Annotated in this window: 14 protein-coding genes; 3 read left to right on the plus strand and 11 right to left on the minus strand. The window is 66.2% G+C overall.

Annotated features, from left to right (window positions below):
- Positions 1 to 246: 246 nt before the first annotated feature.
- The 6 genes from AWY79_RS03575 to AWY79_RS03600 form a co-directional block, all read right to left on the minus strand.
- Positions 247 to 972, minus strand: coding sequence for a DUF6125 family protein (locus AWY79_RS03575; protein WP_066806966.1), 726 nt, complete (start codon positions 970 to 972; stop codon positions 247 to 249).
- A 66-nt stretch (positions 973 to 1,038) separates the two neighbouring features.
- Positions 1,039 to 1,515 (minus strand): hypothetical protein, encoded by a 477-nt coding sequence (locus AWY79_RS03580; RefSeq protein WP_066800374.1) that lies wholly within the window; start codon positions 1,513 to 1,515, stop codon positions 1,039 to 1,041.
- On the minus strand, positions 1,516 to 2,895 hold the full coding sequence (locus AWY79_RS03585) for a ChaN family lipoprotein (RefSeq protein WP_078063871.1): 1,380 nt from the start codon (positions 2,893 to 2,895) through the stop codon (positions 1,516 to 1,518).
- A gap of 10 nt (positions 2,896 to 2,905) precedes the next feature.
- Complete coding sequence (locus AWY79_RS18955) at positions 2,906 to 3,619, minus strand: DUF429 domain-containing protein (protein WP_133987335.1); 714 nt, start codon at positions 3,617 to 3,619, stop codon at positions 2,906 to 2,908.
- Positions 3,620 to 4,329: 710 nt separating this feature from the next.
- Positions 4,330 to 5,736 (minus strand): peptidase U32 family protein, encoded by a 1,407-nt coding sequence (locus AWY79_RS03595; RefSeq protein WP_066800383.1) that lies wholly within the window; start codon positions 5,734 to 5,736, stop codon positions 4,330 to 4,332.
- A 37-nt stretch (positions 5,737 to 5,773) separates the two neighbouring features.
- The gene (locus tag AWY79_RS03600) at positions 5,774 to 6,634 is read right to left on the minus strand and encodes a PHP domain-containing protein (protein WP_066800387.1); all 861 of its coding nucleotides are present in this window, start codon (positions 6,632 to 6,634) and stop codon (positions 5,774 to 5,776) included.
- A gap of 132 nt (positions 6,635 to 6,766) precedes the next feature.
- Between AWY79_RS03600 and AWY79_RS03605 the strand changes: the two genes are divergently transcribed.
- The 3 genes from AWY79_RS03605 to AWY79_RS03615 all read left to right on the plus strand — a co-directional run bounded on the left by AWY79_RS03605 (position 6,767) and on the right by AWY79_RS03615 (position 7,880).
- Positions 6,767 to 6,955, plus strand: a complete 189-nt coding sequence (locus AWY79_RS03605) for a Trm112 family protein (protein WP_066800397.1) — start codon at positions 6,767 to 6,769, stop codon at positions 6,953 to 6,955.
- A gap of 132 nt (positions 6,956 to 7,087) precedes the next feature.
- Positions 7,088 to 7,501 (plus strand): Hsp20/alpha crystallin family protein, encoded by a 414-nt coding sequence (locus tag AWY79_RS03610; RefSeq protein ID WP_066800400.1) that lies wholly within the window; start codon positions 7,088 to 7,090, stop codon positions 7,499 to 7,501.
- Positions 7,502 to 7,511: 10 nt separating this feature from the next.
- Positions 7,512 to 7,880, plus strand: a complete 369-nt coding sequence (locus tag AWY79_RS03615) for an Hsp20/alpha crystallin family protein (protein ID WP_066800403.1) — start codon at positions 7,512 to 7,514, stop codon at positions 7,878 to 7,880.
- A gap of 86 nt (positions 7,881 to 7,966) precedes the next feature.
- Here AWY79_RS03615 and AWY79_RS03620 read toward each other — a convergent pair whose 3' ends face one another.
- From AWY79_RS03620 to AWY79_RS03640, 5 genes are all read right to left on the minus strand, one after another.
- The gene (locus AWY79_RS03620) at positions 7,967 to 8,647 is read right to left on the minus strand and encodes a response regulator (RefSeq protein ID WP_066800406.1); all 681 of its coding nucleotides are present in this window, start codon (positions 8,645 to 8,647) and stop codon (positions 7,967 to 7,969) included.
- A gap of 1 nt (position 8,648) precedes the next feature.
- Complete coding sequence (locus AWY79_RS03625) at positions 8,649 to 11,513, minus strand: sensor histidine kinase (protein ID WP_066800409.1); 2,865 nt, start codon at positions 11,511 to 11,513, stop codon at positions 8,649 to 8,651.
- Between the two features lie 99 nt (positions 11,514 to 11,612).
- On the minus strand, positions 11,613 to 13,061 hold the full coding sequence (locus tag AWY79_RS03630) for an alpha/beta hydrolase family protein (protein ID WP_066800413.1): 1,449 nt from the start codon (positions 13,059 to 13,061) through the stop codon (positions 11,613 to 11,615).
- A gap of 7 nt (positions 13,062 to 13,068) precedes the next feature.
- Entirely contained in the window at positions 13,069 to 13,482 is a 414-nt protein-coding gene (gene tolR, locus AWY79_RS03635) for a protein TolR (protein WP_066800416.1), read from the minus strand.
- A 9-nt stretch (positions 13,483 to 13,491) separates the two neighbouring features.
- A complete protein-coding gene (locus AWY79_RS03640) occupies positions 13,492 to 14,196 on the minus strand; it encodes a MotA/TolQ/ExbB proton channel family protein (RefSeq protein ID WP_066803793.1) in 705 nt (234 codons plus the stop codon).
- Between the last annotated feature and the right edge of the window lie 65 nt (positions 14,197 to 14,261).

The following is a 14,261-nucleotide window of genomic DNA, read 5'->3' on the forward strand; positions in this document are numbered from 1 at the left end:
TTTTTGGGTCGCTGCGCGAAGTCCGTGCCGAAGCGGGAGGGCGGACTGTTTGAAGAATAAAATGGCTTGAAACATTTTACTCTCCAAATACACCACCTTCCCGCGAACGTACGTCCTCGCCGAAGGCGCGACAAGAAGTTTGGGAGGGTCCAGGGAACCCTTTTCAAAGGGTTCCCTGGCGGGGTTCGGGGCAGAGCCCCGACGGGTGCAGGGCAGCGCCCTGCCCGCCGGAGGCCCTTTCCTGACCTACTCCCCGTCCAGGGTGAACCGCCAGGCGCAGACCCACTCTTCGGGATGGTCGTCGGGCGGACAGCCCACGCAGGTGCAGCGCAGCCGGGGATCGACCTCGCGGGCGAGGGACGTGTATTCGGTGGTCCCGCCGGACTTGCACGGGTAGTCGGGCAGCCCGCGCCGCTTGCGGGCGGTCTGGACCCGGCAGTCGGTCATGCGGAAGACAATGGACGCGTCGGTCTCCTCGACGAACTCCCAGCGGTTCAACCGGCCGTACATGCGCTCGGCCAGGACCGCCTTGAGGGCCGGGATACCGCCGTTGTCCGGCAGCTTCAGGAGCGCCTTGGCCCGGCGCGCCTCAAGGGGCGCGAACCGCGCCCAGCAGGTGTCGTTGACCCGCTTGGCCGCGTCCATGCCCGCGCGCTGCTCCACGGCCTGAAACCAGACCCCGTCCGCGGCCAGCCAGCCCGTGCGCAGCGCCTGGGCCGCCGCGTCCAGGACCGCCGGGTCCACGCCTTGAAACAAGGCCCCGGATTCGCGCCCCAGGGCGCGTTCCAGCTTGCCGCTCAGGATGGCGACCAGCCGGTCTCCGGCCTCGGCCTCGGCGTCGAGCGCCCCTTCCAGCCCCAGTTGATGGACGGCTTCGGCCAGCCACAGTCCGTAGTGGGCCGCCAGTTGGCGGATGATCTCGGCCAGTTCCTGGCCCGGTATTGCGTCCCGTTCGTTTCGGCTTTGGTCCACGTCGTTCTCCCGGTTTCGGCCCACCACTACACGTTGACCGGCCCTCAAGGCAAGGCGGTGAAACGATCAGCGCGCGAAGGCGTCCAGGAACGGCGTCTTGTCGGCGGGGGCGCAGCTGACCCACCAGACCAGGTCGCCGGAGAACCAGATCAGGTGGACCTGGCCCATGCCGTCGAACCGGTATACGGCCAAGCCGTCGTGGTCCTCGCGGGCGGGATTTTTGAAAGGCGATTTGGGGTTTTCGAACATCTTGTGGACCATCTGTCCGGTCTGGCGGCGCGCCTCGGCCTCGGAGCTGACCCTGGAGACCCAGACCTCGGCCGGGCGCGAGTCGGGGACGGCGTAGCGGGCGATGGCCGAGGCTTCGGCCGCCAGCGCCTTGCCGTGCAGCTTGTCCACCTCGGCCTGGGCGTCCGGGCCGGCGATCAGCTCCACGCGCGGCAGGGCGCCCACGGTTTCCGGAAACAGCCCGGCCAATTCCCCGGCGTGGGCCGAGGAACAGAGCGAGAACAGGAACAGTGCGGTCAGGAGCAGGCGGCGCATTTAGCGGGCCTCCTTGCCGGGAGTCGGCCCGGCGGGTTCGGCCAGAGCGGGTTCGGCAACAGCGGGTTCGGCAACAGCGGGTTCGGTCGCGGCGGGCACAGCGGGTTCCGTCGCCGTATCGGGCTTCATCTCGGGCGAGGGGGTGTCCTCTTCGGACTTGGTCCCGGGCTTGGCCTGGCCGAGCTTGCCCATGTCCACGGACAGCGTGTCGCCGCCGCGCCGGACCGTGAAGACCAGCGGTTCGTCCGCGTCGTGGACCTTGGTCCCGGCCATGTGCAGGTCGTACAGGTCGTCCAGGGGTACGCCCGAGGCGTCGGTCAGGAGATCGCCGGGGCGCAGCCCGGCACGGTCCGCGCGGGACCCGCGCTCCACGGACTCCACCACGATGCCGCCGCCGATCTGCCCGGCCAGGGTCATACCCATGCGCGAGCGGTAGGAGTCGGGCGCGTAGAAGAAATAGTCGCCTTCTTCGGAGTCGAACCCGCCGCCGCGCCACGGCACGATGGTCAGGACCCGCGCCCCGGGCTCCATCCAGCGGATGCGCTTGGCGATGCCCCAGCCGTACTCGGCATGGGCGGACCCTGCCACGACCAGCACCGGCCAGTCGAACTTCGCGCGCAGGGCCACGGCCTCCTCGGCCATCTTGGAATCCCAGATGGACTGCACCAGGTAGAACCGCTCCCGGGCCGCAGGGTCGTCCGCGTCCCTGTCCCGGTGCAGCTCCATGATCGCGTTCAGAAACGTCTTCTGGTCCGTGGACGGCGGGACGATCTCGCGCGGCAGCAGCGCCCGCTCCTCGTCGGTCAGCGCCTCCAAACCCTCTCTCGAAATCTTGCGCGTGACCTCGGACGGCACGTTCAGTCCCGCCACGGGCACGCCGTTTTGCTTGGCGATGGCGAAGTGGTCGCGGAACATGGCGAAGTCGTAGCCCCACTTCTCGTCCCATTGCAGTTCGCCGGGCAGGGCGTCCAGGGTGACCTGGCCCTTGCAGAAATCGTCCAGCTCCTGCTGCTTGTCCACGGCCACCATCTCCAGCCCCAGGGAGAGGCCGTCGCCGGACTCGGACAGGGCTTGCAGAAGGGCTTGCTGTACCTTGTGGTCAATGGGGTTGCGGTGCCCTTCGCCGAGGATGATGTAATCGTAACCCTTTGCAATTGCCGTGATCTCGGCCAGCGCAACGCGATCACCGTACTTGGAGATGAAGTCGCCCTTTTGCGGAAGGAAAGTCACGGCAAGGGGCGGCGTGGCCACCGGCTCCGGCGCGGTCACGGGCAAGGTCACGGGCGCGGTCCGCACGCATGCGCCCAGCGCGAGCGCCAGGCAGAGCAGACAGAGCGGCAGTTTGCGGAAGGTTGCGGTTCCAGCGGTATGTTCATTCATGATGTCCTCGTCATGCATTGTCGAATTCCCTGTACCAGACGGCCATGGGCAGCCCGGTCTCGTCTTTTTCCACGGGGTCGGGAACGGGGCGCAGGTTCGCGGCCCCTCCTCCCGCCGTCACGGCCAGCATCAGCGCGTCCAGCACGTCGTCGCCCGCCACCCTTGAGGCCGGATACGCCTCCCGGACCCGGGCCACCAGTCCGGCCGGTTCCGGCACGAACCGGCCCAGCACTTCGCACCGTTCCGCCGCGCCCGCCGCCTTTCGCTTGGGGTGGGTCAGCGGCCCCCCGGCCGCCATGGCAAAGCACAGTTCCGGGTGGGATTCGAAGAGTCTGTCCTGTGCTTCGGGATGGCTGGAGAGGAACAGATCGATTTCCCGTATCTTTTTCATAATATTCAGCGATTGTTCGGAAAGTGACTTACCGACAGCTTTCCGATTGAGCGCCTTGGCCGTGGCCTTGTCCGGGGCGTGCACCGCTGCCCGCACCGGGCAGTTGAAGACGCTTGACCGGCGCGGACCGAGCCGCTTGCGGACCTCCACGTCCGCCCTGCGGACCGCGTCACGGGCCAGGCCGATGGGCATGTCCACCAGGATGCACTCCGCGTCCCGGTGCGCGTCCCAAAGGAGGCCGAAATCCGCATACAACGCGAAGTCCCAGCTCCCCCGGTCAGACCAGGCCGCAAACCAGCCGCCCCTGCACCCGTCCACGCCCAATCGCTTCATACCAGCACCTATACGCCCCCCCGCCCCGCCCCGCAACCAACTGCACCTTTCCGCACATGGCGGGAGGTGGGGGAGGGAATGCCTCCGGCGGCCAGAGGGGAAACTTTTAAAAAAGTTTCCCCTCTGGACTCCCCTTCCAAACTTTTTGGGTGCCTTCGGCAAGTGCGTGCGGGCGCGGGGGGGGGAGTTGGGGGAGTCGGGAGGGGGAGAAGGGAAGTGGAGGTCGGTGCGTTTGCACGGGATGGGTGGTTGGGGTGCGGGCAGACGGTGTCCCTGAGCGTTCGCGCCGGACGGCCACGGGCCTCGGAGCGCCGCCCGGCGCGAACCCTCAGGGACGGTTGCCCAACGCCGCTGGAAGGGCTTGGCGGAACACGACAAACCGGTTTCGCGGCGTTTTAGGACTGCGTCACCAAAAGAGATTGTTCTGAGTGGAATCAGACTCTTCCAATAAAAACCCGCGATTTGGGGCGGAGATGGCGGCGGGCGATGTGGCGTTAAGCCGCACGGTTCCTCACCCGCCATCTCCGCCCCAAATCGCCAACCGGCACGGCGGAGGCGTCCGCACGGACCCGAGCGAAGCGAGCTATGGGATTCTCAAGGCCCTCGGCCTTGAGCGGGTCCAGGGCAGCGCCCTGGCCGTCGGAGACGCCGCCCGGCGAGGGCTCTCCCCGAAGGGGGTGCCGGAGGCCCTCCCGCACCGACCTGGCCGTCTAGTCCAGGTCGTCCAGGTTCCAGGGTTTGCGGAGGAACATGCCGGGTTTGAGTTCCGGGTGGTCGCAGATGAGCACGCCGCGTTGTCCGGGGTGGGAGATATCGACTCCGGTGCCGCGTTCGTCTTCGAGTCCGTAGTCTTCGGCGGCGAGGCGGGGCCGGATCAGGCCGGGCATGAGCACTTCGACGGGTTCGGAGGTGTCCCAGCGCGCCTTGGTCTGGACGAGCCAGCGTCCGGCGGCGATGGGGGTGACGAGCCGGGCGAGGACGGGCCGTTTCTCCTCGGGATCGGGCGGCTGGGCGATGATCCCTCGGTTGAGGGGATCGAAGAACCCGGTGGTCAGGGGCCGGGACGCGGCGTTGACCAGTTCGGCCAGGAAGATTTCCGGGTGGAACCGGCCGGTGGAGGCCGCGAGAAGCGCGGATTTGTAGGCGTCCACCACCTGGGCGAGGTAGGCGGAGCTCTTGGTTCGCCCCTCGATCTTGATGGAGGCGACCTTCAGGCGCATGAACCATTCGAGGTAGTGGAGCAGGCAGAGGTCTTCGGCGGCGAAAAACTTGGTCCAGCCGTCGGTATCCAGGGCGGCGGACAGGGCCGGGTCCGCGACCGGTTGCTGTCCGGCCTCCTCCGGGGTGGAGAAGGTGAACTCCTCGGGCGCGTCGAAGGTGAATTCCTCGTCCGCCGGGCGGTCCTGGACGGGGCCGCCCTGTTCGCGGATTTCCCAGAGGTTTTCGCCGGGCCGGGTGCGTTCCTCGAAGGTGATGGCCGTGGGCCGGTATTCGTAGCGGCAGGGGTGGGAGCACTGGCCGAGGTTGCCGGGCCGGTCGTTGAGCAGGGCGGACATGTAGCACCGGCCCGAGACGGCCATGCACATGGCCCCGTGCACGAAGACCTCCAGCTCCATGTTCGGCATCTGCTTGCGGCAGGCGTCGAGCATTTCGCCCAGCTCGGCGGAACGCAGCTCGCGGGCCACGTTGACGCGCCGCGCGCCGTTCTCGCGCCAGAAGCGCACGGCCTCGACGTTGGAGGTGTTGGCCTGGGTGGAGATGTGGACCGGGATTTCGGGCAGCTCGCGGCGCAGCAGCCGGATGACGCCGGGGTCGGCGGCGATGACCGCGTCGGGCTTGAGTTCGCAGAGCATGTCGATCTGGGCGTGCAGCTCCTTCATGTGCGACTGCCGGGGGTAGACGTTCAGGGTGTAGTACGCCTTGACCCCGGCCTTGGCGGTCTTGGCAAAGGCTTCGGTCAGTCCCTGGCGGTCGAAGCCGCCCGCGCCCGCCCGCAGGTTGAGGCCCTCGCCGCCCAGGTACACGGCGTCCGCGCCGTAGAGAATGGCGGTGGTCAGTTTTTCCATGTCGCCCGCGGGGGCGAGGAGTTCGGGCCGGAAGGGTTGGTTCTCGGGCATGGCGGCGGTCCTGGCGGGTTCGGGAGGGCGTGCGGCCCTAGACCGGGAGGCCCTTGCTCCGGCGGTCCTGCTTCATGGCTTCGAGCAGCGCGGTGGGCACGTCCAGGCTGCCCCGGCCGGTGCCGAGCCGGATCTCCGGCTTGTTGGCGCCGTGGAAGTCCGAGCCGCCGGACTTGAGCAGGCCGAGACGGTCGGCCATCTCGCCGTACGCCTTGGTGTCGGCCTCGGAGTGTTCGGAATAGAAGACTTCCATGCCGTCCAGGCCGAGGTCCATGAGGTCGCGGACGACCTTTTCCGTGGCCTTGTAGTTGAGCTTGAGGGCGAAGGGGTGGGCCAGGATGGAGGTGGCCCCGATGTCGTTCAGGATGGGGAACGCCTGTTCCGGGGTCAGCTTGCGCTTGGGCACGTAGGCCCGCCCGTTGTCGCCGATCCAGACCTTGAACGCCTCGTCCATGGACGAGCACACGCCCAGCGCGAGGAGCTCCTGGGCGAAGTGGGGACGGCCGATGGTGCCCTTGGCGCGGGCGGCCACGGCCTCGTAGGTGATGTTCACGCCCAGGGTGCGGAGCTTGTCCACGATCTCGTGGTTGCGGTTGGCGCGGCCTTCCAGGACCCAGTCGAAGGCCTTCTGGAGTTCCTCGGCCTGTTCGGGCAGCCACAGGGCGACCACGTGGATCCAGCCCGCGCCTTCCGGGGATTCGAGGCTCAGTTCGGTGCCGGGGATGACCTCGATGCCGTATTTCTCTCCGGCTTCGAGCGCCTCCGCCACGCCCTGGAAGGTGTCGTGGTCGGTGATGGCCACGGCGTCCAGGCCGGATTCCTTGGCCAGCTTGACCAGTTCCGTGGGCGAGAGGGTGCCGTCAGAGGCGGTGGTGTGGGTATGCAGATCTATGCTCATGTCACGTCCTGATTGTTGGTATGCAATCCCCGGAAGGTACAGCCTCGCGCGCCGGAGGTAAAGGGGGAGGTTGGCGGACTGTTGCCAATTCCGGTCCGGAACGGTAGTGTCCGGTCAGCAAAGGAGAGCGCCATGACCCTGAAGAAAGAACTGCTCGACATCCTGGCCTGCCCCAAGTGCAAGGGGGGGCTGAAGCTCCTGCCCGCCGGGGACGGCCTGGCCTGTGCGGCCTGCGCCGTGGTCTATCCGGTCAAGGAGGACATCCCCATCATGCTGGTGGAGCAGGCGGTCCCGGACAAGGAGTGGACCGGTTCCAAATAGGTCTCCGGCCCTGTCGGAGAGGCGTCCCGCCCCGGTTTTCCGGGGCGGGACATTTTTTTCCACAGGTGGTCTTGACGATGAAAAAAGGGTGCCTATTTTTGATTTCGAACGAATCAAAAGGAGGTGCCGTTCATGGTTATCGATTTCAATACGCTGTACAATTTCCCGTCCCGGCTGGACCGTGTCTTCGAGGAATTCCTGAGATCCCCCATGGGCGACGACAGGCGTCTGGCCTACCCCCCGCTCAATCTGAGCAACGATGAAGCGAACATTTACGTTCGCGCCGAAGTGCCCGGAATGGCCATCGACGACGTGGAGCTGACCCTGACCGACAAGACCCTGGTCCTCAAGGGCGAGCGCACCGCTCCCGAAGGGAAATACTTCCGCCAGGAGCGTCCCAAGGGCGTTTTCCACAGAGTTGTCAACATCGGCGTGCCCGTGGACAGGGACAAGGTCACCGCCTCGCTGAAGGACGGCGTCCTGACCGTGACCCTGCCCAAGTCCGAAGAGATCAAGCCGCGCACCATCAGCATCGAAGCGCAGTAAGGAGGGTGTCATGAGCGAAGTCATGAAGAAAGAGGACGCAAAGGAACTGGCCCGCTTCCGTCCGGCCACCGATATCCTGGAACGCGAGGACGGGTTCCACATCTACATGGACCTGCCCGGCGTGAAGAAGGAGGACATGGCCATCGACCTCGAAGAGGACGAATTGACCATCACCGGCCGCGCGGTCCGCAACCCCAACCCCGGCGAGAAGTTCGTGGAGATGCAGTTCGGCGACTGCGAGTACGTGCGCTCCATCTCCATCTCGGACATCGTGGACCGGGAGCGGATCAAGGCCTCCCTGGAGAACGGGGTCCTGGAGCTGTACCTGCCCAAGGTGGAAAAGGTCCAGCCCAAGCGGATCACCATTTCCGCCGAATAGTTCTGTCAGTGGATCCATCATGAAGGAAGCCCCCCGGCACCACGGTGCAGGGGGGCTTCTCCTTTTGCGGGGGAAGAATCGCCGGGCTAGGTGGCCCAGGTTTCGATATCGATGAGGCCGAGGCGGGCGGCATAGCGGATCAGCTCCACCGAGCTCCTCAGGCCGAGCTTCTTCATCAGGTTGGTGCGGTGATTTTCCACGGTCTTGGGGCTGATGAACAGCTGTTCGGCCACGCCCTTGGCGGTCAGTCCTTCGGCCAGCATGCGCATGACCTCCTGCTCGCGCGGGGTCAGGGTGGAGTACGGGTCGTCCTTGCCGTCCTCGCCGTCGGTCTTGGTCTGGAGCAGTTTGAAGACCACCTCCTGGGACAGGGCGCTGTCCAGGAAGAGGTGGCCCTGGGCCACGGTGTTCAGCCCCTTGATGAGCTGGTGGGCGGCGGATTCCTTGATGATGTAGCCGGTGGCTCCGGCCCGGAAGGCCTCGACGATGTAGTCGGCCTCGGAGTGCATGGAGATGATGACGAACCGGGTGGTGGGCAGGTCGTCCTTGAGCTCGCGGATCATCTGGATGCCGCTGGTGTCGGGCATGGAGATGTCCACCAGCACGATGTCCGGGTGGAGATCGCGGGCCAGGGCGATGCCCTCGCTCCCGTTGCCTGCCTCGGCGCAGACCGAGAAGTTGGCGTCTCTGCTGATAATGGTCTTGAGCCCTTCCCGGAACAGGGGGTGATCGTCGACGATCATGACGTCCATGGTGTGCGCTTCCATCTTATTCATGCCTTTTCGCGTTTTCGAACGGGACCTTGAAGACCACGCGCGTGCCGGTTCCGGGCAGGGACTGGATGTCCATCACGCCGCCGATGAGGCGCGCCCGTTCCTCCATGCTCCGCAAGCCCATGCGCTTGTCCTGGTCCGCTCTGGCCAGCCTCTCCTCCATGGAAAAACCCCGGCCGTTGTCCTCGATGCGGATGAGAATGTCCGGATGACTCTTTATGAGGCGGACGGTCGCCTTGGACGCCTCGGCGTGCCGACAGATGTTCCTGACCGCCTCCTGGACCATCCGGTAAAGATTGATTTCCACATCAAAGTCCAAGGAAACATTATCGATTCCTGTGGAAAAAAAGTCAACTTCGAAGCCGTACCTGGCCCCGGCGTCCTGGGACAGGTTTTGCAGCGCCCTGACCAGGCCCAATTGGTCCAGGGCCGGGGGGCGCAGCCCGTAGGCGATCTCCCGGACCGAGGCAATGCAGCCGCGCAGGACTTCGGCCACGGACGCGCCCCGGGCGGACAGCTCCTGGGCCACGCAGTCCTGGCCGTCAAACAGGGTCTCCATCTTGAGCATGATGGACGACAGATCCTGGGCCACGTTGTCGTGCAGGTCGCGGGCGATGCGCTGGCGCTCGTCCTCCTGGACCCGGATGAGCTGCTGGGTCAGGGTCTGGATGCGCTCCTGGGCCTTGCCCCGCTCCTCGGCCTCGGCCTTGAGCTGGACGTTGGCCTCGGACAGCTCGGCGGTCCGCTTGCGCACGCGGTTCTCCATCTGGGCGTGGGCGGTGAGCAGTTCGGACTCCAGGGACTTGTACCGGGTGATGTCCGTGAGGATGAGCATCTGGGCTTCGCGTCCGCCCCACATGATCGGCTTGACGTTCATGTTCACCCACTTGACCTCCCCTTTCCGGGTGAGGATGCGGAAGGAGCCGATCAGGTCGTTCATGCCGTCCGTGGAGAGCCGGGTGAGCTGGGCCGACCGGGTGGCGCGGTCATCGGGGTGGAGCATGGCCGCGAAGTCCAGGAGGCCGATTTCCTTCAGGGTGTAGCCGGTGATGCGGATCATGCTCTCGTTGACGTAACGGACCTCCCCGGCCTGCATGACGATGACCCCCTCCTGGGAGTTCTCGGCCAGCACGCGGTACCGCTCCTCGGAGTCCATGAGCGCTTCTTCGGCGTTTTTGCGGGGGGTCACGTCCAGCAGGGAGACGATGACCCGGGACAGGGTGTCCTTGAATTCGTCCGGCACGAAGAAGTGGACCATGACCCAGATGGTCTCGCCCTCCAGGGTCCGGTGGGTGATCTCGCCGCAGTATTCGTGCCCGCCCGAGGCCAGGAGGATCATCTCCTCGGTGAAGGCGGCCATGGAGCTCTCGGTCAGGACCAGGTCCAGGTTGCCGAAGAGATCCTCCTTGGAGGACGCGCCCAGGAGGTCCAGGGTGGCCTTGTTCACGTCCACCACCGAGACCAATGTGGCGCATTTGGCCAGGGCGTCAGGGTGGGCGTAGAAATAGGTGCGGAAATCGGTCACTCCCGACGCCTTGAGCTCGTCGAAGTACGCCTTGAGCCGGGTCAGGTCCTCCTCCCACAGGGAGATGGGGGAGTCCTCGAACAGGGTGCGGAACCGGGCCTCGCTCTCGGCCATGGCGGCCGCGATTTCCCGGCGCACGGACACGTCGCGGGTCACGCCCTGGAGTCCGCAGGACCGGCCGTTGCCGTCCAGAAGCCGCCGGGCCACGGTCTCGGCCCAGGCAGAGGTCCCGTCCTTGCGCAGATGTTCCAGCTCCATCCGGTTGATGAAGCCGTAATCGCCCCGGGCGTCGGCCTCCCGCTGCCGCTCGGAGGCCTGGTCAAAGGCGGCCAGGGAACCCGGCGCCACCAGCTCGCGGATGTTCCTGCCCTGCAGTTCCTCCAAGGTGTAGCCGAGCAGGTCCCGCATGGACGGGGTGGCGTAGGTCAGCAGGTAGTTGTTGTCCACGGTCCAGACCACGTCCGAGATGTTTTCGGCCAGAAACCGGTACTTCTCCTCGTTGCCCCGCAGCCGTTCCTCGGCCGCCTTGCGTGCGGTGATGTCCGTGGCGATGCCCTCCATGGCCATGGGCTCGCCGTTCTCGTCGAAGATCAGGATGCCCCGCTGGTTGGCCCAGTGGACCTCGCCGGATTTGTGCACGAACTGGAATTCGTATTCGGGCCGGACCACGCCCGCCATCAGCTCCTCGTAGATATCGTCGAAGTAGCCGTGCCAGTCGGGGTGGACGATTTCGCGCACGAGCATGGGGTGCTGCTGGTACTCGTCCACGGAATAGCCGGAGAACCGCTCCACGGACGGGGAGAGGTAGTCGTACAGCCCGGTCTTCAGATTCAGCCGGAAAAAGATGTCGCTGGTTGATTTGGAGATGAAGTTCAGGCTTTTCCGTGCCACCCCCAGCTCCTCGCGGGTTCGGATGATGTCCGAGATGTCCTGCTTGATGGCGATGACGTGGGAGACCTCGCCGCTTTCATCCAGGATGGGGTCGAACCAGCCCTTGACCGTGCGCAGGGACCCGTCTCCGGCGCGGACCACGTATTCGCCCTCCCACCGTTGACCGGCGCATACCTTGGGCATGACCTCGTTGCGGTAGATGGCCACGGTCTCCGGGGGCATGACCATCTGCTGCTCCAGCTCCAGGATGCGGTCCACGGAGTAGCCCCAGAGCCGTGCGTAGGCCTCGTTGCCCCAGATGGGAAAGAGGTTCTTGTCGTGGATGGACACGGCCATGCCCGAGGCCTCCACGAGCCGCCGGAAAAGCCCCGGATCGGAGTTGATCAGCCGGTCGCAGGTCTCGGGGTCGGGGCGGACGATGTTCAGGTCTTGGTCGAGCGTCACGTCGGGTCCGTCGTGAAAGTGTCTGGCAGGGCCGCAACAATGCGCAGACAATAGCGTATTTGCAGTGCGAAGAAAAGCGGGTAGCCGTAGTCCGGTTGATTACTTCAGGTTGGCGATCCAGGACATGGCCAGGGCTGCGTGGTCGTCGGCCACCTGCTCCACCCAGGAGGACCGGCCGCCCTCGGCGTCGAGGACCTCGCTGCTCGTCCTGCGCGGGGCCACGATGACGGTGAACCGCCTCCCGCCGTTGTCGCGCAGGTCTTCCAGGGTGCGGATCAGCGGAGTCCAGCGCCCGGTCTCGGAACCGGTGATCAGCCAGAGCACCGGGAAGTCCAGTCCGGCCAGCAGGTCGCGGCCCGGCACGTCGCCCGGCGCGACCCCGTCCGTGACCAGGCAGACCAGGAAGGCGGGGGAGACCCGCCCGGCGGCGCGGATGGCCGCGGGCACGCCCGGCCCGTTGCCCCAGATGCCCGCCTTGCGGGGATCGATGGCCGGGAGTCTGGCCAGGTAGCGGTAGGCGGACACCGTGTCCCAGACCAGTTCGGCATTGGAGGCGGGCGACGGGTCCTCGCCCATGCAGCCGCGCGGCGGGAAGGACAGGGTGGCCAGGTCGTGCATGGACAGGCTGCGGGTGAAGGCCTGGACCATGCCCGGCTCCACGCAGTCCGGCCCGTGGACCACCACCGCGCCGGGGTGGCCGTCGTCATAGGGCGGCCGCGAGAGGTTGGCGCGGATCTCCCCGGTGGGGCCGTCGAAGACGACCTCCTCCTCGCGGACGTGGACCTTGCGCGGATAGTGGGCCATGCGGTCGTCGTCCGTGACCAGGATGAACCGCTCGATGCGGTCGTCCTTGGCCAGGAAGGTCACGGTGCCGATCACCGGCTCGTCCGCGTAGACCGACGGGCCGATGGTGTAGATGTACTTGCCGAAGGACTGCTTCAGCCGCCGCAGGGTCTTGTTCTTGGAGTCGTAGATCAGGAACCGCCCGTACTTGGTGTTGCGGGCGTCGATGATGGAGATGACGCGGTCGTCGGCCGTCCGGAACTGGCCGGAGAACTCCTGGGGCGAGTAGGAGAAGTAGTCGCCCATCAGGGCGCGGCCGAAGCGCGCCTCGGCCCCACGGTGCACGGTGCCGTCGTTGCGCACGTAGATTTTCTTGGGCAGCCCGTCCTCGGCCAGCTCGGGCTTTTCGGGCGGCAGGGTCTTGACCGGGCTGATCTCGACGACGTCGGGTTCCGGGAGCGGCTCGGGCTCGGGAGCGGGTTCGGGCGGGGGCGGGCTGTCGTCCAGGACCACGGTCTTGTCCATGGGCAGCGCGGGCGCGCCCGCCGGGAGCGGTTCCGGCTCGGCCCGGGGCTCGGGCGCGGGGGGCGGCGCGGGCGCGGGCACGGGCATGGGCGTGATGACCTGCGGCTCCTCGATGCGGGTCAGGTCCACCTGCATCAGCTCCTCGGGCAGCAGCGGGGGCAGGTCCACGGAATACAGCAGACCTGCGGCCACCACGGCATGGAAGAGGATGGAGAGAGTCCAGCTGAGCGCCCGCTTCATGTCGCGTCTACTTCCTGTCCTCGCGCGGCTGCTCGGCCACGATGCCGAGCTTGTCGATGCCGGCGGCCTTGATTTCGCCCATGACGCGGACCACGGTGCCGTAGGCGACCTCCTTGTCCGCGCGCAGGAAGAGCTGCTTCTTCTGCCCGGCCACCAGCCGCTTGAGATGGTCCTCAAGCTCGTCCTCGCCCACCTGGTACTCGTCCAGGAACAGCGCGCCGTCCTTCTTGACCGTCAGGACCAGGTGCTCGGAGTCCTGCGGCAGGTTCTTGACCGTGCGCGTGGTCGGCAGGTCCACCTCCACCCCCTGGGTCATGAGCGGGGCCGTGACCATGAAGATGATCAGCAGCACCAGCATCACGTCCACGAAGGGCGTGACGTTGATCTCGTTCAGGAAGCCGCCGCCGGTCTTGATCGCCATGGTCGACCCCTAGTCCCGGCCGGGCTTGTCGGCCCAGGCGATCTCGCGCTCGGCGCGGTTCAGGAACGCCCCGGCGAAGTCCACCATGCCGGTCTCCACCTCGTTCAGCTTGCCCAGGAAATAGTTGTAGAAAATGGTCGCCGGGATGGCCACCAGCAGACCGATGGCCGTGGCGATGAGCGCCTCGGAGATGCCCGGCGCAACCGTGGCCAGGGCCGCGGACTGGGCCATGCCGATGGAGTGGAAGGAGTGCATGATGCCCCAGACCGTGCCGAACAGCCCGATGAACGGGGCCGCGTTGGCGCAGGTGGCCAAAAACGGCAGGTTGCGGGTCAGCGACCGCATCTCCTTGGAAATGCCCTGCTTGAGCACGCGCCGGAGGGTGTCCTTGACCAGCAGCCGCTTGCGCTCGCGGTTGACGTCCGCCTTCTCCAGCAGCCGAAATTCCTTGACCGCCAGGGACGAGACCCGGGCCAGGGGGGAGTCGTCCTTGTCGCCCAGCCCCTTGAGCCCCTTGGACAAATCGCCCGCCGCGATGAACGCCTCGTAGCCCTTCATGACCTTCTTGCGCGCCGCGCCGATGGTGAAGAATTTCATGAAGATGATGGTCCAGCTCCAGAGGGACATGCAGCCCAGGAAGAGCATCACCAGCTTCACGGCCAGGGTCGCCCCCGAAAGCAGGGTCAGGATGTCGTTGTCAGGCAGAAAATTCATGGTGGCACCTTTGGGATTGTCGTTGGGCAGGGGGCGCGAAAACATCCCCCTGCAAGCTGTGTAAA

The sequence above is a fragment of the Pseudodesulfovibrio indicus genome, from assembly GCF_001563225.1.
In the GTDB taxonomy this organism is placed as follows: Bacteria; Desulfobacterota; Desulfovibrionia; order Desulfovibrionales; family Desulfovibrionaceae; genus Pseudodesulfovibrio; species Pseudodesulfovibrio indicus.

What these genes read in the sequence shown, in the direction of transcription:
- AWY79_RS03630 (WP_066800413.1), bottom strand. Translation starts at nt 13,061, where the DNA reads ATGAAGCGGGCGCTCAGCTGGACTCTCTCCATCCTCTTCCATGCCGTG.
- AWY79_RS03615 (WP_066800403.1), top strand. Translation starts at nt 7,512, where the DNA reads ATGAGCGAAGTCATGAAGAAAGAGGACGCAAAGGAACTGGCCCGCTTC.
- tolR (WP_066800416.1), bottom strand. Translation starts at nt 13,482, where the DNA reads ATGGCGATCAAGACCGGCGGCGGCTTCCTGAACGAGATCAACGTCACG.
- AWY79_RS03640 (WP_066803793.1), bottom strand. Translation starts at nt 14,196, where the DNA reads ATGAATTTTCTGCCTGACAACGACATCCTGACCCTGCTTTCGGGGGCG.
- AWY79_RS03580 (WP_066800374.1), bottom strand. Translation starts at nt 1,515, where the DNA reads ATGCGCCGCCTGCTCCTGACCGCACTGTTCCTGTTCTCGCTCTGTTCC.
- AWY79_RS03585 (WP_078063871.1), bottom strand. Translation starts at nt 2,895, where the DNA reads ATGAATGAACATACCGCTGGAACCGCAACCTTCCGCAAACTGCCGCTC.
- AWY79_RS03620 (WP_066800406.1), bottom strand. Translation starts at nt 8,647, where the DNA reads ATGGAAGCGCACACCATGGACGTCATGATCGTCGACGATCACCCCCTG.
- AWY79_RS03610 (WP_066800400.1), top strand. Translation starts at nt 7,088, where the DNA reads ATGGTTATCGATTTCAATACGCTGTACAATTTCCCGTCCCGGCTGGAC.
- AWY79_RS03600 (WP_066800387.1), bottom strand. Translation starts at nt 6,634, where the DNA reads ATGAGCATAGATCTGCATACCCACACCACCGCCTCTGACGGCACCCTC.
- AWY79_RS18955 (WP_133987335.1), bottom strand. Translation starts at nt 3,619, where the DNA reads ATGAAGCGATTGGGCGTGGACGGGTGCAGGGGCGGCTGGTTTGCGGCC.
- AWY79_RS03595 (WP_066800383.1), bottom strand. Translation starts at nt 5,736, where the DNA reads ATGCCCGAGAACCAACCCTTCCGGCCCGAACTCCTCGCCCCCGCGGGC.
- AWY79_RS03605 (WP_066800397.1), top strand. Translation starts at nt 6,767, where the DNA reads ATGACCCTGAAGAAAGAACTGCTCGACATCCTGGCCTGCCCCAAGTGC.